Annotated in this window: 26 protein-coding genes; 6 read left to right on the top strand and 20 right to left on the bottom strand. The window is 72.5% G+C overall.

Going from position 1 to position 25349, the window contains the following annotated elements; all coding sequences use genetic code 11:
- Positions 1-6: 6 nt before the first annotated feature.
- The gene (locus tag KG102_RS16775) at positions 7-1500 is read left to right on the top strand and encodes a SulP family inorganic anion transporter (protein WP_208290308.1); all 1494 of its coding nucleotides are present in this window, start codon (positions 7-9) and stop codon (positions 1498-1500) included.
- Positions 1501-1503: 3 nt separating this feature from the next.
- On the opposite strand, the gene KG102_RS16770 is transcribed toward KG102_RS16775, so the two are convergent.
- The 8 genes from KG102_RS16770 to KG102_RS16735 form a co-directional block, all read right to left on the bottom strand.
- On the bottom strand, positions 1504-1917 hold the full coding sequence (locus KG102_RS16770) for an arsenate reductase ArsC (RefSeq protein ID WP_208290309.1): 414 nt from the start codon (positions 1915-1917) through the stop codon (positions 1504-1506).
- A complete protein-coding gene (locus tag KG102_RS16765; protein ID WP_208290399.1) occupies positions 1914-2843 on the bottom strand; it encodes a metalloregulator ArsR/SmtB family transcription factor in 930 nt (309 codons plus the stop codon). The genes KG102_RS16770 and KG102_RS16765 overlap by 4 nt, the downstream gene beginning before the upstream one ends.
- A gap of 47 nt (positions 2844-2890) precedes the next feature.
- Positions 2891-3985, bottom strand: coding sequence for an ACR3 family arsenite efflux transporter (arsB, locus tag KG102_RS16760; protein ID WP_307802857.1), 1095 nt, complete (start codon positions 3983-3985; stop codon positions 2891-2893).
- Positions 3986-4016: 31 nt separating this feature from the next.
- Positions 4017-5258, bottom strand: coding sequence for an MFS transporter (locus KG102_RS16755; protein ID WP_208290310.1), 1242 nt, complete (start codon positions 5256-5258; stop codon positions 4017-4019).
- Between the two features lie 34 nt (positions 5259-5292).
- Positions 5293-5733 carry a hypothetical protein gene (locus tag KG102_RS16750; protein WP_208290311.1) on the bottom strand — a complete coding sequence of 147 codons (441 nt, stop codon included), beginning with the start codon at positions 5731-5733 and terminating at the stop codon, positions 5293-5295.
- 110 nt (positions 5734-5843) lie between these two features.
- Positions 5844-6620, bottom strand: a complete 777-nt coding sequence (locus KG102_RS16745; protein WP_208290312.1) for an SDR family oxidoreductase — start codon at positions 6618-6620, stop codon at positions 5844-5846.
- Between the two features lie 283 nt (positions 6621-6903).
- Positions 6904-7458, bottom strand: coding sequence for a GNAT family N-acetyltransferase (locus tag KG102_RS16740; protein ID WP_208290313.1), 555 nt, complete (start codon positions 7456-7458; stop codon positions 6904-6906).
- A gap of 32 nt (positions 7459-7490) precedes the next feature.
- Positions 7491-7898, bottom strand: coding sequence for a type II toxin-antitoxin system VapC family toxin (locus tag KG102_RS16735; RefSeq protein ID WP_208290314.1), 408 nt, complete (start codon positions 7896-7898; stop codon positions 7491-7493).
- A gap of 70 nt (positions 7899-7968) precedes the next feature.
- Here KG102_RS16735 and KG102_RS16730 point away from each other — a divergent pair, with 70 nt between their 5' ends.
- The 3 genes from KG102_RS16730 to KG102_RS16720 are packed head-to-tail and all read left to right on the top strand — an operon-like array spanning position 7969 to position 10182.
- Positions 7969-8397, top strand: coding sequence for a nitroreductase/quinone reductase family protein (locus KG102_RS16730; protein ID WP_208213045.1), 429 nt, complete (start codon positions 7969-7971; stop codon positions 8395-8397).
- Positions 8398-8426: 29 nt separating this feature from the next.
- A complete protein-coding gene (locus KG102_RS16725; protein WP_208213044.1) occupies positions 8427-9530 on the top strand; it encodes an AAA family ATPase in 1104 nt (367 codons plus the stop codon).
- A gap of 43 nt (positions 9531-9573) precedes the next feature.
- A complete protein-coding gene (locus tag KG102_RS16720; RefSeq protein ID WP_208213043.1) occupies positions 9574-10182 on the top strand; it encodes a class I SAM-dependent methyltransferase in 609 nt (202 codons plus the stop codon).
- A 47-nt stretch (positions 10183-10229) separates the two neighbouring features.
- Here the strand turns inward: KG102_RS16720 and KG102_RS16715 are convergent, their stop codons facing one another.
- Genes KG102_RS16715 through KG102_RS16705 form a run of 3 tightly spaced genes read right to left on the bottom strand, consistent with a single transcriptional unit; the run spans position 10230 to position 14257 of the window.
- Positions 10230-12536, bottom strand: coding sequence for an ATP-binding cassette domain-containing protein (locus KG102_RS16715; protein WP_208290315.1), 2307 nt, complete (start codon positions 12534-12536; stop codon positions 10230-10232).
- Between the two features lie 6 nt (positions 12537-12542).
- Positions 12543-13319, bottom strand: coding sequence for an ABC transporter permease (locus tag KG102_RS16710; RefSeq protein WP_208213041.1), 777 nt, complete (start codon positions 13317-13319; stop codon positions 12543-12545).
- Complete coding sequence (locus KG102_RS16705) at positions 13316-14257, bottom strand: ATP-binding cassette domain-containing protein (RefSeq protein WP_208290316.1); 942 nt, start codon at positions 14255-14257, stop codon at positions 13316-13318. Before KG102_RS16705 ends, KG102_RS16710 begins: the two co-directional genes overlap by 4 nt.
- 86 nt (positions 14258-14343) lie before the next feature.
- Between KG102_RS16705 and KG102_RS16700 the strand changes: the two genes are divergently transcribed.
- Positions 14344-15120, top strand: a complete 777-nt coding sequence (locus tag KG102_RS16700) for a TetR/AcrR family transcriptional regulator (protein ID WP_208290317.1) — start codon at positions 14344-14346, stop codon at positions 15118-15120.
- Positions 15121-15345: 225 nt separating this feature from the next.
- On the opposite strand, the gene KG102_RS19005 is transcribed toward KG102_RS16700, so the two are convergent.
- The 9 genes from KG102_RS19005 to KG102_RS16655 all read right to left on the bottom strand — a co-directional run bounded on the left by KG102_RS19005 (position 15346) and on the right by KG102_RS16655 (position 24847).
- Entirely contained in the window at positions 15346-16638 is a 1293-nt protein-coding gene (locus KG102_RS19005) for a glycoside hydrolase family 11 protein (RefSeq protein WP_208213038.1), read from the bottom strand.
- A gap of 197 nt (positions 16639-16835) precedes the next feature.
- A complete protein-coding gene (locus tag KG102_RS16690; protein ID WP_208290318.1) occupies positions 16836-17921 on the bottom strand; it encodes a hypothetical protein in 1086 nt (361 codons plus the stop codon).
- A gap of 65 nt (positions 17922-17986) precedes the next feature.
- Positions 17987-19678 (bottom strand): cellulase family glycosylhydrolase, encoded by a 1692-nt coding sequence (locus tag KG102_RS16685; protein ID WP_249667374.1) that lies wholly within the window; start codon positions 19676-19678, stop codon positions 17987-17989.
- A 128-nt stretch (positions 19679-19806) separates the two neighbouring features.
- Positions 19807-20010 (bottom strand): helix-turn-helix domain-containing protein, encoded by a 204-nt coding sequence (locus tag KG102_RS16680; RefSeq protein ID WP_208213035.1) that lies wholly within the window; start codon positions 20008-20010, stop codon positions 19807-19809.
- The gene (locus tag KG102_RS16675) at positions 20010-20486 is read right to left on the bottom strand and encodes a DUF2975 domain-containing protein (protein ID WP_208290320.1); all 477 of its coding nucleotides are present in this window, start codon (positions 20484-20486) and stop codon (positions 20010-20012) included. Before KG102_RS16675 ends, KG102_RS16680 begins: the two co-directional genes overlap by 1 nt.
- A gap of 73 nt (positions 20487-20559) precedes the next feature.
- Positions 20560-21369, bottom strand: a complete 810-nt coding sequence (locus tag KG102_RS16670; protein WP_208290321.1) for an RAD23 family protein — start codon at positions 21367-21369, stop codon at positions 20560-20562.
- 169 nt (positions 21370-21538) lie between these two features.
- On the bottom strand, positions 21539-23209 hold the full coding sequence (locus KG102_RS16665) for a glycoside hydrolase family 9 protein (RefSeq protein ID WP_208290322.1): 1671 nt from the start codon (positions 23207-23209) through the stop codon (positions 21539-21541).
- A 10-nt stretch (positions 23210-23219) separates the two neighbouring features.
- Positions 23220-24380 carry an RNA polymerase sigma factor gene (locus tag KG102_RS16660; protein WP_456064434.1) on the bottom strand — a complete coding sequence of 387 codons (1161 nt, stop codon included), beginning with the start codon at positions 24378-24380 and terminating at the stop codon, positions 23220-23222.
- 26 nt (positions 24381-24406) lie between these two features.
- Positions 24407-24847 carry a YciI family protein gene (locus KG102_RS16655; protein WP_208213031.1) on the bottom strand — a complete coding sequence of 147 codons (441 nt, stop codon included), beginning with the start codon at positions 24845-24847 and terminating at the stop codon, positions 24407-24409.
- Positions 24848-24945: 98 nt separating this feature from the next.
- Between KG102_RS16655 and KG102_RS16650 the strand changes: the two genes are divergently transcribed.
- Positions 24946-25296, top strand: a complete 351-nt coding sequence (locus KG102_RS16650) for a hypothetical protein (protein WP_208213030.1) — start codon at positions 24946-24948, stop codon at positions 25294-25296.
- The last annotated feature ends 53 nt before the right edge of the window (positions 25297-25349 follow it).

Genomic DNA, 25349 nt, shown 5'->3' with positions numbered 1-25349 from the left:
CAGGCAGTGACCCTCGCTGTTCCCGAGGCCGACGAGGCCGACTCCGTCCTGGGGGCCCTGCGCTCGCCCCGCAAGCTGCGCACCGAGGTGCTCGCCGGCCTGGTGGTCGCGCTCGCGCTGATCCCGGAAGCCATCAGCTTCTCGATCATCGCGGGCGTCGACCCCCGGCTCGGGCTGTTCGCGTCGTTCACGATGGCGGTGTCGATCGCGTTCCTGGGCGGCCGCCCCGCGATGATCTCCGCAGCGACCGGGGCGGTCGCGCTGGTCATCGCCCCGGTGATGCGCGAGCACGGCATCGAGTACTTCATCGCGACGGTGATCCTCGCGGGCGTCCTGCAGATCGCGCTGGGCCTGCTCGGCGTCGCCAAGCTCATGCGGTACATCCCGCGCTCGGTGATGGTCGGGTTCGTCAACGCGCTCGCGATCCTCATCTTCCTGGCGCAGGTCCCGCACCTGCTCGGGGTGCCGTGGCTCGTCTACCCGATGGTCGCCGCCGGCATCGCGATCCTGGTGCTGCTGCCCCGGTACACCACGGTCGTGCCCGCACCCCTGGTCGCGATCGTGCTGCTCACCGCGGTGACGGTGCTGACCGCGCTGAACGTCCCCACCGTGGGGGACGAGGGCGAGCTGCCGGACAGCCTGCCGTCGCTGTTCGTCCCCGACGTCCCGCTGACCGTGGAGACGCTGCGGATCATCGGGCCGGTGGCCCTGGCGATGGCGATGGTCGGCATCCTCGAGTCCCTGATGACCGCCAAGCTCGTCGACGACGTCACCGACACCCACTCGAACAAGACGCGCGAGGCGTGGGGTCAGGGCGCCGCGAACATCATCACCGGCTTCCTCGGGGGCATGGGCGGCTGCGCGATGATCGGCCAGACGATGATCAACGTGAAGGCCTCCGGCGCCCGCACCCGGATCTCCACGTTCCTGGCCGGGGTGTTCCTGCTGATCCTGGTGGTGGGCCTCGGCGACGTCGTCGCGCTCATCCCGATGGCCGCGCTGGTCGCGGTCATGGTCATGGTCTCGGTCGCGACGTTCGACTGGCACTCGATCACCCCGTCCACCCTGCGCCGCATGCCGAAGAGCGAGACCGCGGTCATGCTCGCCACGGTGGCCGTCACCGTGGCCACCCACAACCTCGCGTACGGGGTCCTGGTGGGCGTCCTCGTCGCGGTGGTCCTGTTCGCCCGCCGGGTCGCCCACGTCACGAGCGTCACGCGGCTGCCCTCGGCCGACGACCGCCGGGTGTACGCGGTCACCGGCGAGCTGTTCTTCGCCTCGTCGAACGACCTCGTCTACCAGTTCGACTACGCCGGTGACCCGAAGGACGTCGTCATCGACCTGAGCGCCGCGCACGTCTGGGACGCGTCGACCGTGGCGACGCTCGACGCGATCACGACGAAGTACCGGTCGAAGGGCAAGAACGTCACGATCGTCGGGCTCGACGACGACAGCGCCCAGCGCCACGCCCGCCTCGCGGGGAACCTCGGCGGGAGCTGACCGTCAGATGCTGACGGGCTCCACGCCGAGCTCGCCGAGCAGCGTGAGGACCCGCCCACGGATCTCGTCGCGGATCGGCCGGACCGACTCGATGCCCTGACCCGCGGGGTCCTCGAGCACCCAGTCCTCGTAGCGCTTGCCGGGGAAGAACGGGCACACGTCACCGCAGCCCATGGTCACCACCACGTCCGAGGCCTGCACCGCGTCGGTGGTGAGCACCTTGGGCTGCTCGGCACGGATGTCGATGCCGACCTCCGCCATGGCGTCGACGGCCACGGCATTGACCCTGTCCGCCGGCATCGACCCGGCGGACCGGACCTCGACGGCGCCGCCCGAGAGGGCGGTGAGGAACCCGGCGGCCATCTGGGACCGGCCGGCGTTGTGGACGCAGACGAACAGGACGCTGGGCTTGGTCATGACTCTCCAGGTGAGTGCAGGGACGCGAGCAGGGTGCGGACGCGGGTGTCGATGTCGGCGCGGATGGCGGCGACGCCCTCCGGGCTGGCCAGCGCGGGGTCGCCGACGGCCCAGTCCTCGTAGCGGATCCCGGGGTAGGTGGGGCAGACGTCGCCGCAGCCCATCGTGATCACGACGTCAGCGGCGCGGACGGCATCGTCGGTGAGCGGCTTGGGGAACGCGTCGGCGCCGAGCTCGTCCAGCGAGGCCTGCACCGGGGGATGCACCGTGGCGGCGGGCGCGGAGCCCGCGGAGCGCACGACGACCGACTCCCCCGCGTAGTGCTCCAGCAGGGCGGCGGCCAGCTGGGACCTGCCCGCGTTGGCGACGCAGACGAACAGCACGTGGGGCACCGCGGACCGGCCGTCGATGCGCGCGAGGTCCTCCAGCCTCTGCCGGGCGAACCGCTCGGTGAGGACGACGAGGTGCGTGGTGAGGCCGGCGGTCCGGGCCAGCGCGGTCGCCGAGTCCCGCACGACGTCCCGGACCCGTTTGGTGGAGATCTCCGGGAAGCGTGGGCCGAGGTCGGCGGCGAGGCGGTCGAGCATGTGGTCGAGGTCGGCGATGCCCTCTGTGGGGACTGCACCCAGCGGCACGGTCGCCGGGGCGAACGACTCCAGGAGCGACCGGACCGCCCCGGAGTACTCGGGGCTGATCCGGTAGTACACCCAGGTGCCGCGCCGCTCGGCGGTGACCAGGCCGACGTCCTTGAGGACCTTGAGGTGGTGGGACACGGTCGGCTGGGACACGTCGGTCAGCTCGCTGATGTCACAGACGCACGCCTCGCGCGTGGGCGACGACGCGATCAGGGACAGCGCCCGCAGGCGCAGCGGGTCGGCCAGGGCCTTGAGCGCGCGCGCCACGTGGTCGGCGGCGGGTGCGCTCATGGCGCGGTCGGTGACCGACCCGATGGGGCTGCAGGTGGCGTCGACGGTCACGACCGACTCCTCGGGGTGGGCCAACGGCGGGCGAGCCAGAGCGAGACGTACACGAGTCCGACCAGGACGGGCACCTCGATCAGCGGGCCGACGACGCCCGCGAGGGCCTGGCCGGACGCGGCGCCGAACGTGCCGATGGCCACCGCGATCGCGAGCTCGAAGTTGTTGCCGGCGGCGGTGAAGGCGAGCGTCGTCGACCGGGCGTACCCGAGGTCGAGCACCCGGCCCACCACCATGCCGACGCTCCACATGAGCGCGAAGTAGGCGAGCAGCGGGACGGCGATGCGCACGACGTCGAGCGGGTTGCGCGCGATCGCGTCACCCTGCAGCGCGAACAGCAGGACGATCGTGAACAGCAGCCCGTACAGCGCCCACGGCCCGACCCGCGGCACGAAGACCGACTCGTACCAGTCGCGTCCGCGGCGGCGCTCACCGATCCAGCGGGACGCGAACCCGGCCGCCAGCGGGATCCCGAGGAAGACGAGGACGTTGAGCGCGATCTGGCCCATCGAGACGTCCAGCCCCTGGGTGTCCAGGCCGAGCCAACCGGGCAGGACCGTCAGGTAGAAGTAGCCGAGCACCGAGAAGGCGACCACCTGGAACACCGAGTTCAGGGCGACGAGCACCGCGGCGGCGTCGCGGTCGCCGCAGGCCAGGTCGTTCCAGATGACCACCATGGCGATGCATCGGGCGAGCCCGACGATGATCAGGCCGGTGCGGTACTCGGCCAGGTCCGGCAGCAGGAGCCAGGCGAGCGCGAACATCAGCACCGGGCCGACGACCCAGTTGAGCACCAGCGAGCTGACCAGCAGGCGCGTGTCGCCCGTGACGGTGCCGACGCGGTCGTAGCGGACCTTGGCCAGCACCGGGTACATCATCACCAGCAGCCCGAGCGCGATGGGCACCGAGATCCCGCCGACCTGCACGGCCTGCAGGGCGTCCCCGACCACCGGAACGAACCGGCCGAGCAGCAGCCCGGCCACCATCGCGAGACCGATCCAGGCCGGCAGCCACCGGTCGAGGGTCGACAGTCGTGGGGTGGGGGCGGGTGCCGGGGGGCCCATCACGAGCAGATCGGCCTGGTTCGACATGGCTCTATATTGAAGAATGTCGATGTAGACGTCAAGCCGCCGGGGCGTCCTGCTCGTCGGCGTGCGCGACGTGCCGCAGCTGGTGCCAGACGAGCACGACGAAGATCGCCGAGCCGACGAACGCGAACCAGAACGGCGCCGTGACCCCGTAGCTCTGCGCGAGCAGCCCGCCGATGCCCGCCCCGATCACCAGCCCACCGAACACCCCGACCAGGTTCACGCTGCCGACCCGCCCCTGCAGCGCGGTCGGGACCGCCCGCTGCCGGATGGTCACCGATGTCGTCCCCCACACGAACGCGTGCGCGCCGAACACGAAGAACACCGGCACCGCGACCCAGGCAGTGGTCGTCAGCGCGAGCGCCAGGTGCGTGAGGGTCTCCACGACGAGCCCGACCCGCATGAGGTTGGCCAGGCTCACGCGGCGCGTGATCCACCCGTAGGACACGGTGCCGAGGAGCCCGCCGGCCGCCATCACGGTGGTGATGAGGCCGAAGCCGACCGGCCCGAGCCCCAGCCGCTCGTGGGTGTACAGGACCAGGACCGACCACGCGGCCCCGAACGTCACGTTGAAGATGAAGATGGTCAGCACCAGCGTCCGCACCGCCGCGTGGTGCCGGACCCAGCGCACACCCTCGGCGATCTCGTGCCGGATGTGCGTGTGCCGCACCTCGCTCCGGTGCGGCGGGAGCGCGATGCGCGAGACCAGCGCGGCACCGGCGGCGACCAGCACGGCGTCCGCCGCGAACGGCCACGCCTGCCCCGCGGCGAACAGGAACGCCCCCAGCGGCGGACCCACCAGCTGGTTGACCGTGACGAACCCGGCCTGGATGCGGCTGTTCGCCAGCGCCAGGTCGTCGCGCTGCACCAGCATCGGCACCAGCGTGCTCGACGCGTTGTCGGCGAACGTCTCGGCGGTGCCGAGCAGGAACATGGCCAGCAGCACCAGGGCGATCGACGCGACGTCCATGGCCACCGCGACGGCCAGCAGGAGCAGGACGAGCGCCCGCACGGAGTCGACGACGATCACCAGCCGCTTGCGGTCCAGCCGGTCCGTCAGCGCACCGGCCCACAGCCCGAACAGCAGTGGCGGCAGCCACTGCAGCAGCGCCGCCAGGGCGACGAGGAACGCGTCCTCGGTCCGCGACGCCACGAGCAGCGGCCCTGCGGCCAGCACGATGCCGTCGCCGAGGTTCGAGCTCCACGACGAGGCCAGCAGCCACCTGAACCCGGTGCCCAGCCTGCGCGGGACGACGGTGTCGACGATCCGGCTCACGGGGTCGAGACGGTACTGCGTCGTGCGGGCGGGGTCACACCCGATCGGCCGCTGCACGGCGGTACCAGACGACGAACGCGTCGCCGGGCTCGCCGGTCCGCCGCCGGAATGCCGCGCGGGGCAGGGTCGTCGGCCGCAGGTCCAGCCAGCTGGCCTTCGGCAGGCCGGGCACGCCCTGCGGCGCCCGGACATGGTCGTGGCGGGCGCCCTTGTCCTGGGAGGTGAACCGCGCGACCTCACACCCGCGCACGCCGACGGACAGCACCAGCACCGGTCGGTCCTTGCTGCCCGTGCCGTCCTGGAACGGCACCTCCGCGAACCAGACCTCGCCCGGCTGCGGCACCGTCGCGCGCGGTGCTGTCCGGCGCGGCCGCGGCGTGCGCCGCCGGAGCAGCCGTCCCAGGACGAGGACCGTGACGATGACGCCGACGGTCAACCACGGATGGTCGGCGGGGATCTGGGCCAACTCACTCATGCGCGCAGCGTAGGGGGCGCGCCGGCCGGTGCTCGCCGGCGAGAACAACATGGGACGCGTTCTGACCACCCAGAACGCGTCCCAGCTTGTTCTCGTGGGCCGCGTAGGGGTCAGCGCGAGGAGAAGCCGCCGTCCGACGCGATGGTCTGGCCGGTGATCCAGTCGGCCTCGTCGCTCAGGAGCCACGCGACCAGTCGGGCTGTGTCACCCGGAGTGCTCCAGCGGCCGGCGGGGCTGTGGGCGATCACGGCGGCCCGGGTCGCGTCGTCGGCGTAGCCCGTGTCGTTCGGGCCGGGGTTGATGCAGTTGACCGTGATCCCGCGGGGCATCAGGTGCACCGCCAGGCTCGCAGTGAGCTCGTGCAGCGCGGCCTTTGACGCGATGTAGGGCAGCTCGTCGGGCATCGCACCGCGGTACTGCCCGGAGGTGAACAGCAGGACCCGCCCGCCGGGGGCGTCGTCGTGCCGGGCCGCGAACGCCTGGACGAGCAGCAGGGTGGCCCGGGTGTTCACCGCGTACGACAGGTCGAGCTCCTCGGCGGTGAGCTGCTCGAGCGCCTGCCCAGAACTGCGGGCGTGGTTGGCGACGACAGCGTCCAGGCGCCCGAACGCGGAGTGCGCCGCGTCGACGAGCGCGTGCGGCGCAGCCGGGTCGGCCAGGTCCATCGAGACGTGCTCGACCGTTCCGCCCGCCGCGCGCAGCTCCTCGACGAGAGCCTCGGGTCCGCCCTCGTCGGCACCCCACGGCTGGTCGGCGTCGTGCTGGGACCAGGAGTGCAACAGGACGGTGGCGCCGTCGGCCACCAGGCGACGGGCGACTCCCGCGCCGATCGCGATCCGTCGGCTGGCGCCGGTGACCAGGACGACGCGTCCCTCGAGTGCGGGCATGGCAGACCTCCGGGGATCGTGGGCGGGGACACCGTGCCACGCGGTCGGCGTGCTGACCATCGCTTTCGGCCGCCCCGCGAGAACAACGTGGGACGCGTTCTGACCACCCGGAACGCGTCCCATGTTGTTCTCGTGGGCCGCGCCGCCGGTCAGCGCGAGGAGAAGCGGCCGTCCGACGCGATGCTCTGGCCCGTGATCCAGTCGGCCTCGTCGAGCAAGCCATGAGTGACGTCATCTGTGCGCAGAACGTCGCTCACGGCTTGTTCGGCCGTGCCGGGCTGCGTCAGCGCGCGGGCGGGGCCGATCTGAGCACGGGCAGGAGGGCGACCCGCGGCGCGGGGTCGGTGGTCAGCCGGGCATGCGTCTCGACGTCGTACCGGTCACTGCCGTAGCGGAGCTTCGACCGCTCGATCCCCTCGGCGGAGAAGCCGGCGCCGGTGGCGACCCGGCAGGACGCCGGGTTGTTCACCCGGTGCCCGAGCTCGAGCCGGAACAGGCCGAGGGTCTCGAACCCGTGCGCGGCGACGGTGGCCAGTGCCCGGGTGGCCAGGCCGCGGCGGCGCAGGCTGGCCGTGACCCAGTACGACGCCCACGCCGAGTCGTGCCGCCGGTCGACGTGGCTCAGTGCCACGTGGCCGACGGCGAGGCCGTCGACACGGATGGCGAACGCGACCGTCTCGTCGTCGTCGTCCGTGAGGTAGTGCTCGATGTAGCCGCGGGCGGCCCCGGACGTCTCCAGGACGTCGCCGAGCTGGACAGCGAGCTCGGGGCTCTCCTGCACGGCGGCAGCCAGGGCGGCGGAGTCGGCGGTCGACCAGGGGGACAAGGAGACCTTCACGGGAGGGAGGGTGGCACGAGTCGCCGAGAACGTCACGCGGTCGGATCCAGGAGGGCCTCGAACGGCGCCGTCGGCACCACACCCTCGACCGCCCGCGCGAGGTCCTCGTCCAGCGTCACCAGGTAGTCGGCCTGCAGCCGGGTGAGCGCGACGTACTCGGCGGCGTAGGTCGACTCCCAGCCGAGGTCGTCGGCGATCCGCCACGCCACCTGCCGCAGCACCGCGTCGCCGAGCAGGCGGATCTTGAGCCGGTTCAGCCGGGCCAGCTGATCCCGCGCGACGGCAGGAGAGAGCTCGCCCCGGTGGGCCGCCTCGTGCATCGCGGACAGCGCCTGCGAGCGCAGGAGCGTCGGTGCCAGGAGCTCGTGCGCGGCAGGCACGCGTGTGTCGGTCCTTGCGAGCCGGAGCGCGGCGCCGGCGTCGACGACGAATCGGGTCATCCCGGCATCGTCGCACCGGGGTCCGACACCTCGCTGAGCGTGGGGATCGAAGGCGTGCTCTCATCAGCGCATGACGAGCACCGCCCTGATGAGGACGCTGAGCTGGTTCCATCGCGCCGCGGTCACCCTCAGCCGCGGGCGGGTCGGCGGCACGCTCGTCGGCCTCCCCTCGCTCGAGCTCATCACGGTCGGGCGCAGGTCGGGCAGGCTGCGCACGTCGATGCTCACGGCGCCGCTCACGCTGGGCGACACCCTCGTGATCGTCGCGTCCGCCGGCGGGAACGACCAGCACCCCGCGTGGTTCCTCAACCTGCGCGACGACCCGCACGTGCGGGTCTCGGTGGGCGGGGCGCGCGCCGTCGACATGCTCGCGCGGGTGGCGACGCCGGAGGAGCGCGAGGAGCTCTGGCCCCGGATCGTCGCAGCCCTGCCCAACTACGCCCGGTACCAGGAGCGCACGTCCCGGGTGATCCCCGTGGTCCTGCTGGAGCCGGTCTGAGCGTCCGCACCCACGGTTAGGGTCGCGCCATGATCCAGACGCTGGCCGTTGAGGGGTATCGCAGCCTGCGCGCGCTGACGGTGGGGCTCGGCAACCTCACGGTGGTCACCGGCGCGAACGGCAGCGGCAAGACGAGCGTCTACCGCGCGCTGCGCCTGCTCGCCGAGGTGGCCCGGGACGGTGCCGTGTCCTCGCTCGCGCGCGAGGGCGGGATGCGCTCCGCGGTGCACGCGGGCCGGCGCACGGCCGGTCCGGTCGCGGTGCGGCTCGGGGTCGCCACGGAGGACCTGTCGTACGCCATCGACCTGGGCCTGCCGCAGGTCGGCCCGTTCAAGCTGGACCCGGAGATCAAGTCCGAGGTCGTCTGGGCCGGTCCGGTGCTGCGACCGTCGACGGTGCTGACCGAGCGCACCGGGTCACGGGTGCGCACGCGCGACGACGACGGCGCCTGGACCACCGTGCCGCTCACGGTGCACCCGCACGAGTCGGTGATGGCGCTGCTCGCGGACCCGGCCGCCACCCCGGACCTGTTCGCGCTGCGCGAGCAGGCCAGGCGCTGGCGCTTCTACGACCACCTGCGCACCGACACCGACAGCCCCGCGCGCCGGCCGGGCGTCGCGACCTACACGCCGGTCCTGTCGCCGACCGGCGACGACCTCGCCGCGGCCCTCCTGACGATCCAGCTCACGGGCGACGTCGACGCGTTGCAGGCATCGGTGGACGTGGCGTTCCCCGGCTCGCGGGTGCTGGTCGAGGAGGACGACGGGGTCTGCCGGGTCGCGATGACGCAGCCGGGCCTGCGGCGGGCGCTGTCGGCGGCCGAGCTCTCCGACGGCACCCTCACGTTCCTGCTGCTGGCCGCCGCCGCGCACGCCACCCGCCCGCCGGACCTCCTGGTCCTCAACGAGCCGGAGTCCAGCCTGCACCCGGCGCTGATGCCCGCGGTCGCCGCGCTGGTCGCGTCGGCAGCGGAGCGCTCGCAGGTGCTCGTCGTCACGCACGCGGGGGACCTGGTCAGGGCGTTGCGCTCCGCGGACGCCACGACGATCGACCTGGTCAAGGACGACGGTGTGACGTCCGTGGCCGGTGCCGGGGTGCTCGACGGCCCGGCGTGGAACTGGCCCACGCGCTGATCGGGGATGGGCGCGGTCGTCCTGCGGTGGCAGCCTGGTGTGCATGAGCGTGTCGCGCGCGGAGTTCTGGGACGGGCAGGCCGCCGGCTACGACCGCACCACCGCGTTCCTCGAGCCGAGGCTGTTGGCGCCCGCCCGGCGGTGGGTCGCCGACCGCGTCTCGGGCAGCACGCTCGAGGTCGGGGTCGGCACCGGGGCGAACCTGCCGTACTACGCCGACCGCGCCACGGACGTGACGCTGAGCGACGTCAGCCCGGCGATGCTGCGCGCGGCGGGCGCGCGGGCGGCGGCGCTCGGCCTGCCCGTCCGGATGGTGCCGGGCGACGCGGCCCACCTCGACCTGCCGTCGGGGTCGTTCGACACCGTGGTCTGCACGTTCGCGATGTGCTGCGTGGACGACGAGCTGGCGGTGCTGCGCGAGCTCGCGCGGGTGCTGCGACCGGGCGGCCAGTTGCTCGTGGCCGACCACGTGGAGTCGTCGGCGCGGCTGGGCCGCGGGGTGCAGCGCGTGCTCGACGCGGTGACGCCGCAGAGCGCGGGGGAGCACCACCGCCGGCGCCCCGTGCTGCTGCTGGACCGGGCCGGGCTGACGCTGACGGAGCGTGAGGCGTCGCGGTGGCGGCTCGTCGAACGGTTCGCCGCGACCCGGTAGGCCCGCCGGGCTCGGCGGGCTCGGCGGGCTCGGCGGGCTCGGCGGGCTCAGCCAGCCGGCCGGGGCAGCGCGTGCCGGCGGGCCAGGTGCTCGCCGGTGAGTGACTCGCCGACGTGTACCAGCTCGGCCGGCGGGCCGGCGAACACCACCCGGCCGCCCTGCGCGCCGGCCCCGGGGCCGAGGTCGAGCACGTGGTCGGCGCGGGAGATCACGTCGAGGTTGTGCTCGATGACGATCACGGTGGACCCGGCGTCGACGAACCGGTCGATGAGGCCGATGAGCCGGTCGACGTCGGACATGTGCAGCCCGGTGGTCGGCTCGTCGAGGACGTAGACGTCGGCGGGGGAGGCCAGCTCGATGGCCAGCTTGAGCCGCTGGCGTTCGCCACCGGACAGGGTGGACAGCGGCTGCCCGAGCGTCAGGTAGCCGATGCCGACGTCGTCCATCGCGGCGAGCGTCCCTGCCAGGGCCTTCTCCGACCGGTCCGTGAAGAACGCCTTCGCCTCGACCACCGACATCTCCAGCACGTCCGCGATCGACTGCCCGCGCAGCGTGTACCCGAGCACCTCCTCGGTGTACCGACGCCCGCCGCACAGCTCGCACGTCGACTTCATCGGCTCGAAGTTGCCCAGGTCGGTGTAGATGATGCCGAGACCGCCGCACTCCGGGCAGGCGCCCTCGGAGTTGGCGCTGAACAGGGCGGGCTTGACGCCGTTGGCCTTGGCGAACAGCTTGCGGATGGTGTCGAGCATGCCCGTGTACGTCGCGGAGTTGGACCGGCGGGACCCCCGGGTGGTGGCCTGGTCGACCACGACGACCTCCGGGAACCGCTTCGGCAGGACGCCCCGGATCAACGAGCTCTTGCCCGAGCCCGCCACGCCGGTGACGACGGTGAGGACGCCGCGCGGGATGTCGACCGACACGTCCTGCAGGTTGTGCAGGGTTGCGCCCTGCACGGACAGGACACCGGTGGGGGAGCGCACGTCCGTCTTCAGCGGCTGATGGCTGGTCAGGTGGTTCCCGGTCAGGGTGCCCGACGTCCGCAGGCCCTCGAGGTCGCCGGCGTAGACCACCTCACCGCCCGCGCCGCCGGCGCCGGGGCCCAGGTCGATGATGTGGTCGGCGATCTCGATGACCTCGGGCTTGTGCTCCACCACGAGGACGGTGTTGCCCTTGGCCCGCAGCGCGACCAGCAGCTCGTTCATCCGGTGCACGTCGTGCGGGTGGAGCCCCACCGACGGCTCGTCGAACACGTACGTGATGTCGGTCAGTGCCGAGCCGAGGTGCCGCACCATCTTCACGCGCTGCGACTCCCCGCCCGACAGGCTGGTGGACTCCCGGCTGAGCGAGAGGTAGCCGAGCCCGATGTGCACCAGCGCGTCGAGCCGGTCCGCCAGGTCGTCGAGCATGGGCCGGTGCTCGGGGGACTCCAGACCGCGGATGACCGGCGCGAGGTCGCTGACCTGCATGTCCGCGCACTCGGCGATGGACCGGCCGCCCACCAGGGAGTCGCGCGCGGCCTCGTTCAGCCGGGAGCCGCCGCACGCAGGGCACGGACCGCGGGTCGAGATGCGCTCGACCGCGGCCCGCGCGTGCGGCTGCAGCTGCTCCGGGTTCTTGGTCAGGACGAGCCGCTTCAGCTTGGGGACGAGCGCCTCGTAGGTCAGCGACATCCCGGAGACGGCGACCTTGGTGCCCTTCTTCGGCGCCTCGTCGGGACCGTAGAGCAGCATCCGACGCTGCTCGGGTGTGAACGTCCCGACCGGCTGGTCGGCCGGGTAGAAGCCGCACTCGGCGTAGACCTTCCAGTACCAGGAGTCGACCTGGAAGTTCGGGAAGTCGATCGCCCCCTCCAGCAGCGACTTCGCCGGGTCGACCAGGGCGTCCTCGTCGATGGCGGCGACCGAGCCGATGCCCTCGCAGTCGAGACACATGCCGCGGGGGTCGTTGAACGAGAACGCGATGGGCGTCCCCAGGTTCGGCACCCCCATCCGCGCCCACACGCGGCGCATCCCGGCGTAGGTGTCCGTCGCGGTGCCGACCGTCGAACGCGACGAGCCGCCCATCGGCTGCTGGTCCACGACGATCGACGCGGTCAGCCCGGTGAGCTCGTCGGCCTCGGGCTGCGGCGACTGCGGCAGGAAGTTCTGGATGAACGCGGAGTGCGTCTCGTTCAGCAGCCGCTGGCTCTCGGCCGCGATGGTGTCGAACGCCAGCGACGACTTGCCGGAGCCGGACACGCCCGTGAACACGGTGATCTGGCGCTTGGGGACGTCGACGTCCACGGCCTTGAGGTTGTTCTCCCGACCACCGCGGATCCGGATCGCGTCGTGCACGAATGTCTCCTTCGTCATCGACTGCTACCTACCGAGCCGCGACCAGCGGCGCACGGCCAGTGTGGCAAAGACCACCGACAGCACGACCGGCCACAGCACGGCGAGCAGGACCACGTTCTCGGCGGCCCATCCGCTCGCCGCGACGGTCGGGTTGCCGAAGAGCTCACGCGTGGCCGCGACGGTCGCCGTGACGGGGTTCCAGGCCGACAGGGCCTGCAGCCAGCCCGGCATCGTGGAGATCGGCACGAACGCGTTCGAGAGGAAGACGAACGGCCACACCAGGATCTGGACGGCCATCACGCCACCCTGCCCGCGGAACAGCAGGCCGAGGTAGATGCCGACCCACAGGAACGCGAACCGCAGGAGCAGCAGCAGGGCGACGCCGGCCAGGGCCTTGCCGACGCCCTCGTGGACCCGCCACCCGATCGCGAGCCCGGCGACCAGCAGGACCGCGAGGCTGACCACGCTCGCGAGCATGTCCGCGGTCGACCGGCCCAGCAGCACCGAGGCGCGGGACATCGGCAGGGACCGGAACCGGTCGGTCACCCCCCGCTGCACGTCCTCCGACACGGCGGTCATGGTGGTCTCCAGCCCGAACGCCATGGTCACGGCGAGCATGCCGGGGAACAGGAAGTCGATGTAGCCGCCGGGGACCTCGATCGCCCCGCCGAGCAGGTAGCCGAACATCAGCAGCAGCAGGATGGGGAAGGCGAGCCCGATCAGCAGGCCCCACGGCTGGCGGCGCCAGTGCCCGAGGTCGCGCAGGGTCACGGTCCAGGAGTCGCGCAGCGCCCAGGTCATGAGGCCTCCTCGAGGGTCGAGGTGGTGAGGTGCAGGAACACCTCGTCGAGGGTGGGCCGGCGCAGGATGACGTCGTCGACGACGATCCCGGCGTCGTCGAGCGTGCGGACCACGTGGGTGAGCGCCGCGACGCGGTCCGTCACGGTCGCGGTCACCCTGCGGCCGTCGAGGTCCACGTCGGCGTCCTGCGCCACGGACCGCAGCGCCGATCGCGCGGCCGGCAGGTCGGCCTCGTCGCGGACGACGACGTCGAGGCGGTCCTGCCCGATCGACGCCTTGAGCGCGTCCGGGGTGCCCTCCGCGGCGACCCGGCCGTGGTTGAGCACCGTGACCTGGGAGGCGAGCTGGTCGACCTCCTCCAGGTACTGCGTGGTCAGCAGCACGGCGGCGCCGCCCGCCACCAGGGCGCGGACCGCCCGCCAGACCTCGCGGCGCCCCGCCGGGTCCAGGCCGGTCGTCGGCTCGTCGAGCAGCAGCACCGCCGGGTCCAGGACGAGGCCCGCCGCGAGGTCCAACCGGCGCCGCATCCCCCCGGAGTAGGTGGACACCGGTCGGTCGGCCGCGTCCACGAGGTCGAACTGCTCGAGCAGCTCGGCCGCCCGTCGGCGTGCCCGCCCGGTGCCCAGGTGCGAGAGCCGACCGAACATCACGAGGTTGTCCCGGCCGCCCAGGATCTCGTCGACGGCCGCGTGCTGCCCGACGAGGCCGAGGTGCCGCCGGACCTGGGCGGGCTCCCGAACCACGTCGAACCCGGCGACGCTCGCCGTGCCGCCGTGCGGGTCCAGCAGCGTGGACAGGATCCGCACCGCGGTGGTCTTGCCGGCGCCGTTGGGCCCGAGCAGACCGTGGACGGTGCCGGGCAGAACGTCCAGGTCGAGGCCGTCGAGCACCGTGGCCTCGCCGTACCGGCGGGTCAGTGCTCTGGTGCGGATCGCCATGTGTCCTCCTGAAGGCTAGTCGTACACTGTACGACAAGTAGCGCCGGACGTCACGTGGTTGTTCCCCGCGGGAGAGGATGGGCGCCATGACGGAGATCACCGGCACCGGCGACCCGGCCCGCAGCCTGTCCCTGCTGTGGCGGCTCGCCGAGCCGGCGCCGCGGGGTCGCGGGGCCGAGGTGGGCCTGTCCGTCGACCGGGTGGTGGGCGCCGCGATCGCGCTCGCGGACGCGGAGGGGCTTGCCGCGCTGTCGATGCGCCGCCTGGCCGCCGACCTCGGCGTCGGCGCGATGACGCTGTACACCTACGTCCCGGGCAAGGCCGAGCTGCTCGACCTGATGGTCGACAGCGCGCTCGGCGAGTTCCCGTCGCTGTACGCCCCGGCCGCCGACGAGTGGCGCGCGCGGCTCGAGGCCGTCGCGCGGGCGAGCTGGTCCCTCTACGAGCGCCACCCGTGGCTCCTGCAGGTGGCCGCGTCGGGGCGGCCGCCCCTCGGTCCCGGGGTCCTCACGCAGTACGAGCTGTCCCTGCAGGCGGTGGACGGCACCGGGCTCGACGAGGTCGCGATGGACGCCGTGGTCACGCTGGTCACGGGGTTCGTGGCGGGGACCGCGCGGGGCGTCGTCGAGCAGGTCGCCGCCGAGCGGGCCACGGGGATCAGCGAGACGGAGTGGTGGGAGGCCACCGCGCCCGTCTTCGACCAGGTGTTCGACCCCGAGCGGTTCCCCACGGTCACCCGCGTCGGGCCGGTCGCGGGCGAGGCGCAGCAGGCGTCGTACGACCCGCGTCGTGCGTTCGAGTTCGGCCTCGCCCGCCTGCTCGACGGCGTCGCGGTGCTCGTCGAGGGCGTAAACCCGGCATAAACCCCGAGTGTCGGCTCATGCTCCTCATCGGACTGATCCTCGTTCGGCGCGCTCGCCCACCTCGTCCTGGGCAAGGGCCGCACCGGGATCGACTGGACCATGGCGATCGTCGCCAAGGCCTGACGTCCCTCGCCGCGCGCGACGACGGCAGCCCGCCACGAGAGCGCCGGGACGAACCGGCGTTCCCGCGACGAGCTGCCGTCCGAGGTGACGGCCGACCGGGTGTCAGCCGGTCGCGCAGGTGGCGCTCGGCGTCGTCGTGCTCCCGTTCTTCATGACGGTGATGCCGAAGCTGTTGCCGGCGCCGTTCGGTCGGGCCTGCCGGGTGCTACCGCTGCCGGACAGCGCGGCGTTCCAGCTGTTCTGGACGCTCTGGCTGCCCGACAGGTTGAGCGTGACCACCCAGCTGCTGCTCCCGCTGACGGTGTAGGTCACGTTGAACCGGTCCGACCATTCGTCGGCACGCGCGGCGGTCACCGTGCAGGAACCGCCGGTGGGCGGCGGGGTGGTCGTGCCGCCGCCGCTCGTGCCGCAGGTGGCCGACGGCGTCGTGTTGTTGCCGTTCTTCATGACGGTGACGCCGAACGTGTTGGAGCCCGTCGAGGTGACGGTCCGCCCGTTGACGTTCGCGTTCCAGCTGTTCTGGACGGTCTGGCTGCCGTTGAGGTTGAGGGTGGCCGTCCAGGAGCTGGCGCCGCTGACCGTGTAGCTCACGTTGAACCGGTCCGACCACTCCTCACCGCGGGTCGCCGTGATGGAGCAGCCGCCGGTGTTGCCCCCGCCGGTCGGGGGAGGCGTCGTGGGGTTGCCGCCGCCGCCCGAGCCCTCGCTCACGGTGATGTTCGAGTTGCCCGAGCTCTGGTAGCCCTCGGTCGCCATGATCATGTAGTCGTGCGTGCCGAGGTTCATGCCCTTGCTGGCCCACGCGTCGAAGTGGTTGCCGGACGTGATGGTGCCGCCGGTCTTCTTCTGCTGCCGCACGCTCCAGTACTGGTAGAACGTGGAGCGGTCGCCCTCGATGGACGGCTGGTTCACGCGCTGGGTGCGGTAGATGTCGTACGTCCCGCCGTCGCTGGTGACCGTGCCCATGTGCGTGCCCGTGGGCCGGTAGGTGCCCCAGTTGTCGACGATGTAGTACTCGATCAGCGGGTTCTTGGTCCAGCCGTAGAGGGTCAGGTACGCGTTGCCGGACGGGTTGAACGAGCCGGAGTAGTTGACGGTCCTGCGCCCGCCGGTCTGCCAGCCCTTGCCGGCCACGAAGTTCCCGGTGTTGCTCCATCGCGTGGAGTAGTTGCCGCCCGAACCGAGGTCCATGGAGACGGTGCCGGGGGAGTCGGTCCAGAACGAGTAGAAGAACCCGTTGTTGGTGCCGGTCCCGTTCGAGGAGATGGCGCTGGCGGGGGTGGCGAGTGCGACGCCCGTGACGGCCATCGCGACTGCTGCGCCCGCGCCCACCAGGGCCCGCAGCGCCGGACGTCGGCCGGGGGCGCGACGCCGTAGAGCGAAACTTTCGAACATCCTGCACTCCTTTGTGCCTGGGGTGTTGCGACGGCCGCTGCGTGCGGTGCCGACGCGCGTCTCGACGCGGCCACTGGTGCGCGGGTCGATAACGTTATCGACGCCAGTGTGCAGCGCCCGTCGGAGCCCAGGAACAGTCGGGGGCCGTCCCGAACCGTTTAAGCCGCCCCGATGTGGCGCGGGGTCGAAAGTATCGGTCAGGCGTGGGCGGCGGTGTCCGCGGAAGGCTCCACCGCGGGCACCCGCCGCTGCGTCCAGACCAGCAGGCCGACGACGAGAAGCGCCGGGATCCAGCCGTAGAACGCACCGGCTGCGCCGCCGTCGCTGGGGCCGTAGAGCTGGCCCTGACCGATCGCCCACCGACCGTCGCCCTCGGGGTCCAGCCCGGTCGAGGCCAGGGCGGTCGGCAGGCCGCCGACGACCGCGCCGACGATCGCGGCCGCCCACACGCCGAGGAAGAGCACGAGTCGACCGCCCTGCAGCACCGTGGTGCGGGCGGCGAGCCAGGCCAGGGTCCCGACGACGGCGCCGACCAGGAGCGCGCCGAGCAGCACCACCCCACCCGGGGCACCTCCGGCGGTGGTGACGGGGAGCAGCCAGTCGGCGGCCACCCGGACGGACAGGGCGAACTGCGAGCGTGCGGTGGTCACGTACTGGTTCACGGTGTCGTCCACCGCGACGTGCGCGAGAGCGGCCACCAGCCAGCCGATCGCGGCCACGACTCCGGCGGTGACGGCTGCCGCGGGGGCGCCGAGCGCGGGTCCGCTGCCGGCCTGCTGCTCGCCGCCGGCCTGCTGCTCGCTGCGGCGGGCGACCGCCACGGTGGCCAGCGCGACCACCCAGCCGTAGCTGACGCCCCACGCCCACCCGGTGCGGACGGGCTCGCCGACGCCCAGGGCGAGCAGGTCCCGGATCGCATAGCCGCGAAACATGCCGATGGTCGCGAGGGTCTGCAGGGTGGCGGCGGCCCAGCCGGCGACGATGACCGCGAACCACGCCGCGAGGACCCGGGCGGCAGCGCCGGTGCGGGTGGCGCGGACCGCCGGCAGGACGAGCGCGGCCAGGACGGCGAGGAAGGCGATCGTGGCGAGCACCTGCGAGCCGCCTGCGCTCCCGGCGCCGCGGACCAGCGACACGGCGGGCGTGGTCGGTGCGACCAGCCCGACCAGGCCGGTGGGGCCGCCCGCGCGGGTCCAGGCGGCGTGCACGACCGCCGAGCCGAACCACAGGACGACCCCCAGGCCGAGTGCGGTCAGGAGCGCGCGGTGCTTCCGGATCGCCATCGGCGGAACGTAGCAGCCCGGTGTGCGCCGCGTCCGGGAAACCGCGGCGCACACCGGGCTGGGGATCAGCCGACGGTGCCGGTGACCGCTGTACCGCTGCGGACCACCGTGTACTGCAGCACCGCGCCGCTCCAGAAGTGGAACGTCAGGACCACGGGCGCTCCGTCGGTGACCTCCGCGAAGAAGGCCGGACGCAGCAGGATCGTGCCGGTCGCCTGGTCGGGCGCGAACGTCACGTCGAACTCCTTGAACGACGTCCACGAGTGCGGCCCGGCGTTCGACCCGTCGAGGTAGCGCGCCTCCATCGTGGCCAGCCGGTCACCGCGGAACTGCGTGGGCACGGCGAACGCGTCAGTGGTCCCGGTCGCGTCCGCGAGCACCGGGGTGTCCGCGTTGACGATCTCGATCGTCCACGGCACGCCCTGGGAGAACCGCGCCACCAGCTCGGCGCTCGTGCCGTAGGCCCCCGTGCCGGACAGCCGCTGCAGGAGTGCGGCGGGCAGCGTCAGCGTGGAGCCGGCGAGCTGGTAGTCCTTGCCCTGCTTGAGCTTGTGCTTGCCCAGGGACAGGTCGCGGAACTTCGTGCCGTTGAGGTTCAGGGTCACGGTCTGCTCGGTGACGGCGCCGGGGCGGACGAAGACCTGGTCGGTCGACGCGGTGCCGGAGCGCTTCTTCCAGCTCGAGGAGATCTGGGCGAACAGCTCGGGGTCCCGCCACGTGTACGCGGTGCGGTCGAGGTGCTGACCGTTGTCCCAGAGCATCGTCGTGACGCCCGTCGTGCGCGCCTGGTAGCCGAGGTACTCGAAGAACTTGAGCTTCTCGCCCTGCTCGATGGTGCCCGTGTGCCGGTCGAAGCCGAGCAGCCCGTACTCGCCGAGGATGACGGGGATGCCGCGTGCCACCAGCGTGTCGTGCACCCGCGCGAACGCGTCCGTCACGTCCTGCTGGGCGGTCGCGTCGAACCGGGTGCCGCCGGCGACGTTCACGCTGAACGGCCAGTAGCCGTAGTAGTGGAACGTCGCGGCGAGGTTGGGGTCCGCCAGCTCCGTGAACGTGGTGACGAGCTCGTCGAGGCGTGCCTGGCCGGAGTCGGTGTGCAGCGTGGGCAGGACCAGGACGCGATCGGCGTTCTTCCCGCCCGAGGAGCGGACCACCTGGTGGAACGTGTCGTTGAGCTCGTCGAGGAGCGCGTACTCCTGGGCCTCCCCCGTCGAGCCGGCGAACTGCGGCTCGTTGATGCTCTCGAACAGCAGGGTGCGCGGGTGGTCACGGAACCGCTGGGCCAGCTGCTCCCAGGTCCTGGTGAACTGGGCGAGCACCTCGTCGTGCTGCGTGGGCATCGCGTTGGTCCACATCCACGAGTCGTGGTGCAGGTCGAGCAGGACGTACAGGTCCTCGTCCAGCGCCCAGTCGACGACCTCCTCCACGCGGTCCAGCACGACGGGGTCGATCGTGTAGTCGGGGGCGGGGCCCTCGTGCTGCCCGAGCGTGACCGGGATGCGGACGCTGCGGAAGCCGTTCTTCTCCACCTCGCTCAGCAGCTTCTTGGTCACCCGCGGGTTTCCCCAGGCCGTCTCGTCGGCGCCGACGGCGTCGAGCGTGTTGCCCAGGTTCCAACCCGGCTGCATCGCGGCGACGACCTTGGCGGCCGACTTCGGTGCGCCCCGGTCGCCGGCGTACGCGGGCCCGGCGAGGCCGGCCGTGAGTGCGGCGGTCGCCGCGAGTGCCGTGAGGCAGGTCCAGAGGGGTCGTTTCACAGGTGTGCCCTTCCTTGCGGTCACGCGAAGGGCGTCGGTGCCCCCGGCGTCGGCGCTCGCCATCGAAGCGCTTCGACCGGACTGTACAGACGCAGCGGGCGTGGAGGAAGGGGGCGAAACGAATTGCCTCAGGGTTCCCGGCGCAGCAGGTCACCCGGCTGACAGTCCAGCGCCTCGCACAGCGCCTCGAGCGTGCTGAACCTGACCGCCTTCGCGCGCCCGTTCTTGAGCACCGCGAGGTTGGCCGGCGTGATCCCGACCCGGTCGGCCAGCTCGCCGACCGACATCTTGCGCCGGGCGAGCATCACGTCGACGTCCACGACGATCGGCATCAGATCACCTCGTCGAGCTCGGCGCGCAGGGTGGTCGCCTTGGCCAGCAGGAAGCGCAGGACGAGAACCAGGAGCGCGATGCCGGCGGTGCCCGTGCCGCCGATGACGACGAGCAGGACGATCCCGGGCGCGATCACCTCGCCGGGCGCCAGGACGAACGACAGGATCATCGCCAGGACGGTCATCGCGACCGCCGCGCCGATGATGACGTCGACGTAGCGGAAGGCGGCCCGGCTGAACACCGTGTCCCGCCGGACCATGGTGAGCAGCTGCCAGACACAGACCAGGACGACCTGCACGGCCAGCACGCCCAGGAACATGGTGATCACCACGGGCCAGCGGAGGTAGGCGACCTCGGCACCGCCGTCGTCGATGTCGCGGCCGAGCGCGGGGATGATCAGGCCCTGCACCACCAGCAGGCCGGCGAACATCAGCACGATCACCGCCCTCAGGGCGAGGATGGCGAGTCGTCCCATGGCGCAGCTCCTTGGGGTATCTATTGATTAACGATAGAAACCTATCGGTAATCATCCCCGCGGGGCAACCCGGTCAGAACGGCATCTCGGTGGTGACCTGGTCGGCCGGCGGCGCGGTGACCGGCGCCCCGGCGCCCAGGTTCGTCACGTGCGTGGTGGTCGTGGTGCCCTCCAGCTGGTAGACGGTCTTGCGCGCGACGTCCTGCGCGTCGAGCCAGTAGGTGATCGTCATCGTCGGCGGCAGAGCCGGGACGCCCTCGTTCTCGAGCAGCTTCTGGGCGGCGTCGGGAGCGATCTTGGCCGTGTCGAACACGACCTCGTACGCCTGCACGGCGGTGCCGTCCAGCGCCTCGGGCGCGCCGACCTTGGTCACGCTGACGACGGCCTGGTCCATGCCGGCCAACCCGTTCTCGAGGATCTGGTCCTCGAAGCCGGCGAACGACGACGCCAGGGGGTTGCCCGCGTCGTTCGGGTCGAGCTGCAGGAACAGACCACCACTGGCCTCGCCGAGGTTGAGGTAGAGGATGCTGTCGACCATCCGGAGCTCGATGCTGCCCATGTCGGGATCGCTCATCGTCATCGCGACGTTGCGCTTGCCGCCCGCGAGGTCGGCCGAGCCGGTCAGGTCCATGGCGACCGGTCCGGCGACCGACACGGCGATGTCGTAGCTGGTGACCGCGGCTTCCGCGGCGCTCACACGCTCGACGAAGTTGGCGGCGCTGAGCTCGGCGACGGTGGGCGTGGGGGTGGGCGTCGCGCTCGCCGTCGGGGAGGCCGTCGTCGCGGTCGGCGACGGGCTCGCGCTCGGGTTGTCCGTGCTGCAGGCCGCGAGCCCGGCGGCGACGACGATGACGACGGGGATGGCGGTCAGGCGGTGACGCACGGGTCCTCCTCAGGGTGGCCGCGTCGTGGGCGAGTGCCCCGGGGGTCGGCGAGCGGCGCACCGGCCGACCCCTCCATGGTGGCAGCGGAGGTGGTCGCGGCGGGGGCGTTCTGCGCCCTTTGTGCGCCGACCCCAGGGCCCACGCGGCGCCGATGCCCACCGGGACCGGTCAGCGGGAGAGGTAGGTGCTCACCCACACCAGGGGCGCGTTCCAGCGGATGCAGACGTCGTTGGTGACCTCCGACGTGGGCTCGTCGAGGTAGCAGCACTGGGGCGGTAGTCCGACCAGGCGCTGGTCGTAGGGGAAGTCGGGGGCGGGCACCGAGTTCGCCCCGCCTGCCAGCGCGCCCGGCGGGGGCGGGGGAAGTGCGGGGTCGAGCGCGTGGCCGAACTGCCGGGTGCGCTGGCGGTGGCTGTGGTCGATGCCGTACCCGGTGACGTAGCTCTGGCCCAGCGCGTTGCGGCCCAGCAGGTAGTCCGTCCCGGTGGCGACGGCGTCGCGGTAGGCGGTGTCCCCGGCGACCAGGTGAGCCGTGCCGAGCACGACGAGGTTGTTGAGGATGCGGCCGTTGGAGCCCCAGGACCAGCCACCGGCCGGGGCATACGGCTGACCCCAGGGTTGGCGGGTCTGGACGTCGAGCAGCCGGTCGGCGCCGGCACGCAGGCTGTCGACCACCCGGTCGTGATCGGCGAGTCCGCTGCCGTGCAGCGCCAGGTCCAGCTGGGCGGGGGCGCCGACGGCGTGGAAGTCGAAGCCGGCGTCGTCGAAGGGGTCGGCGGAGTGCTCGGGGGCGCGCAGGATCTCCCGCTCGTACGCGTGGTCGCCGGTGGCCAGCCACAGCTCCGCGGCTGCCCAGTAGAAGTCGTCGCCCACCGCGCTGTCGTCGTAGGGGCCGCCGCCGTAACGCGCGTGGTCGTCCGGGGGCAGGAGGTCGGGGTGCAGTCGGGCGGCGTCGTACGCGGACCGCGCGGCCGCCTCCAGCCGGTGCGCGTAGGCCGGGTCGGTCGCGCGGAAATGTCGCGCCCCGGCCGCTGCGGCGGCGGCCAGGTGCAGCGCCGCGGTGGTCGACGGGCGGTGCAGGACGCGCTCGGTGGGGTCGAGGTGCGGCTGGCCGGGCAGCGGTGACCAGGCGGTGCCATGGACGCGGTGGAACGCCAGGCCCGCCAGCGGGCGCCCGGCCGGCACCTGCATCCGCAGCAGCCAGCTGAGCTGCCACCGGCACTCGTCGGCAAGCCGCGCGTCGTCCGGCACGAGGTCGAGGGCGGCGAGCAGCTGCCAGACCGCGATCGCGCCGCTGGTCACGTACTTGCCGTAGTCGCCCGCGTCGTACCAGCCGCCCGACACGTCGTAGGTCCCGTCGTCGTGCCAGCCGGGGTACAGCCGCTCCGCGTCGGTACCCGTCCAGGCGGGGACGCCCGTGTCCGGGTGGCCCGCCGGCCGGTCGTAGCCGGGAGCGGTGATCTCGGTGCTCGAGCGCATGAGGGAGAAGAAGCGCAGGGCGTCGTCGCGCAGATCCGCGTGCAGGCGGGCAGCGACCCGGAACGGATGGCTGTGCGACGACGACGCGACGACCCGGAACGTGCCCTCGTGGAGGTCGCCGAGGTCGAGGACGTGCACCGGCAGCCCTGAGGTCGGCTCGGGGCGCACCGGCCAGGGGTGCGACAGGCCTTCCTGGGCGACGAGCCCGTCGTCGCGCACGACGGTGAACGGGACGGGGTCGGTCGCGGTGGAGACGAGCGTCGCCCGCATCGGCCGACCCGGGAGGTACCCGAGCTGGTTGACCCGGACGGCGGGGCGCTCGGCGACGACGTCGTCGACGGACCACACCGGCCAGCTCACGCGAGGCAGCCTATGACCCCAGCCGGGCGACCTGCGCGTCCAGGTACCGGCGTTCGGCGAGGTTGGTGGCCCGGCCCGCCGCCCGTCGGTAGTGGACGAGCGAGCGGTCCCGGTCGCCCGCCAGCTCGTAGAGGTGCGCGCGGAGCTGGTCGAGGCGGGGGAGTGACTCGTCGACGCCGTCCAGGATCGCCAGCCCGGCGGCCGGCCCGTCGACCATCGACGCGGCGACCGCGCGGTTGAGCGTCACCACCTTGTTGCCCGTCATCTGCTCCAGCAGCCCGTACAGCGCGAGGATCTGCGACCAGTCCGTGGCGTCCGCGCTCGCCGCGCGGTCGTGCAGGGCCGCGATCGCGGCCTGCAGCTGGTACTCGCCGACGGCTCCGCTGCCGATCGCCCGGTCGAGAAGCGCGGTGCCCTCCGCGATCCGGGCACGGTCCCAGCGCGTCCGGTCCTGCTCCGCGAGCGGCACGGGGTCGCCGGCCGCGTCCGTACGTGCGGGTCGGCGGGCATCGGTCAGCAGCATGAGGGCGAGCAGCCCGGCGGCCTCGGCGTCGTCGTCGGCCGCGTGCACGAGCCGCATGAGCCGGATCGCCTCGTCGGAGAGGTCCGCGCGCGTGAGGTCGGTGCCGGCGCTGCCGACGTACCCCTCGTTGAACATCAGGTAGAGCACCCGCAGCACAGTGCGCAGCCGTGCGGGGTGCTCGTCGGGTGACGGCATCGAGAAGCGCTCGCCTCCGATGCGCTGCTTGGCGCGGCTGATGCGCTGCGCCATGGTCGCCTCGGAGACCAGGAACGCGCGGGCGATCTCCGCGGTCGTCAGCCCACCGACCGCGCGCAGCGTCAGCGCGACCGCCGACGCGGGGGTCAGGACGGGGTGGCAGCACAGGAAGAGCACCGTCAGGGTGTCGTCGCCCTGCGCGGCCTCACCCTCCGCGGGTTCCGCTGCCACCCGGGCCTCGCGCTCGCGGCGGGCTCTGTCGCTGCGCCACTGGTCGACCATCCGTCGCGACGCCGCCTGCAGGAGCCACCCGCGGGGCTGCTCCGGGACACCGTCGGCGGGCCAGCGGCGTACGGCGGCGATCAGCGCCTCCTGCACCGCGTCCTCCGCGGCGGCGAAGTCGCCCCACCGTCGCGCGAGCGTGCCGAGAACCTGAGGCGCGAGCTCGCGCAGCAGGTCCTCGACCTCGACCGGGACGTTCAGCGCGCGTCGCTCGCCGTCTCGAGGAATGCGTTCATCTCCTCCACGTTCGACGGTCCGGCATCCATGATCCGGCGCACCTGGATGGGCTGCTGCGTCGGGACGCCTCCGCGGCCGGGTACCGCGGAGACCCGCGCGGCGATCTCGAGCGCGCGCTCCTCGGTCTCCACGTCGACGATCTGGTAGCCCGCGACCCACTCCTTGAACTCCTGGAAGGGGCCGTCGGTGATCACCGGCGCCGTGCCGTCGGACGTGACGATCTTGGCCAGGTCCGGCCCGGTGAGGATCTCGCCGCCGACGAGCTCCCCGCTGGCGACGAGCTCGCGGTTGAGGCGTCCGTAGTAGCTGAGGTGGTCGGCGACCTCCTGGTCGGTCCACGCGGACATCGGCGACTCGTCCGGACCGCTCTGGAAGTCCGTGATCAGCAGGTACCTGGCCATGATTGCTCCTCCTTCGTCGTGCCCAGATTGGCACCATCACTTCGGGAACGGAGCGGGAAGGCGTTTCTCTACGCGCCCAGCCGGAGTAGTTTCCGCGCATGGACCCGACGTCCTCGATCCGCCTCCCCGGTCGGCTGGTGCCCGCCGGTGGGGGCCACGTGCCCGTGCGCGTGCGCGGGTTCGTCGAGGCCGACGCCCCGCCGGGCGCCCTGCCGTCCGGACGTCGGTTCCCCGTCGGGCTGGCCCGCAGCCAGCACGACGTGGTCAAGGTCGTCGACGGCGACGCGGTGCTCGGGTACCTGCCCGAGCCGTGGTCGCGAGTGGTCGACTTCGAGCTGTGGTGCTGCGAGCAGGCAGGCGAGCGGGCCGTGGCGCGAGCGGTGCTCGAGGGCGTGGCCGGTGAGCGGGACCTGTTCGTGATGCTGAGCTGGCGCCGCGGCGGGGCGTGATCCGGCCCCGACCGACGCCGGGCGAGGGCTTGACTGCGACGCAGGGTCACACC

It is taken from the genome of Cellulomonas fengjieae (assembly GCF_018388465.1).
Taxonomy (GTDB): Bacteria; Actinomycetota; Actinomycetes; order Actinomycetales; family Cellulomonadaceae; genus Cellulomonas; species Cellulomonas fengjieae.
The sequence above is the reverse complement of the archived record's forward strand: the minus strand, read 5'-3'. Positions and strand labels throughout refer to the sequence as shown.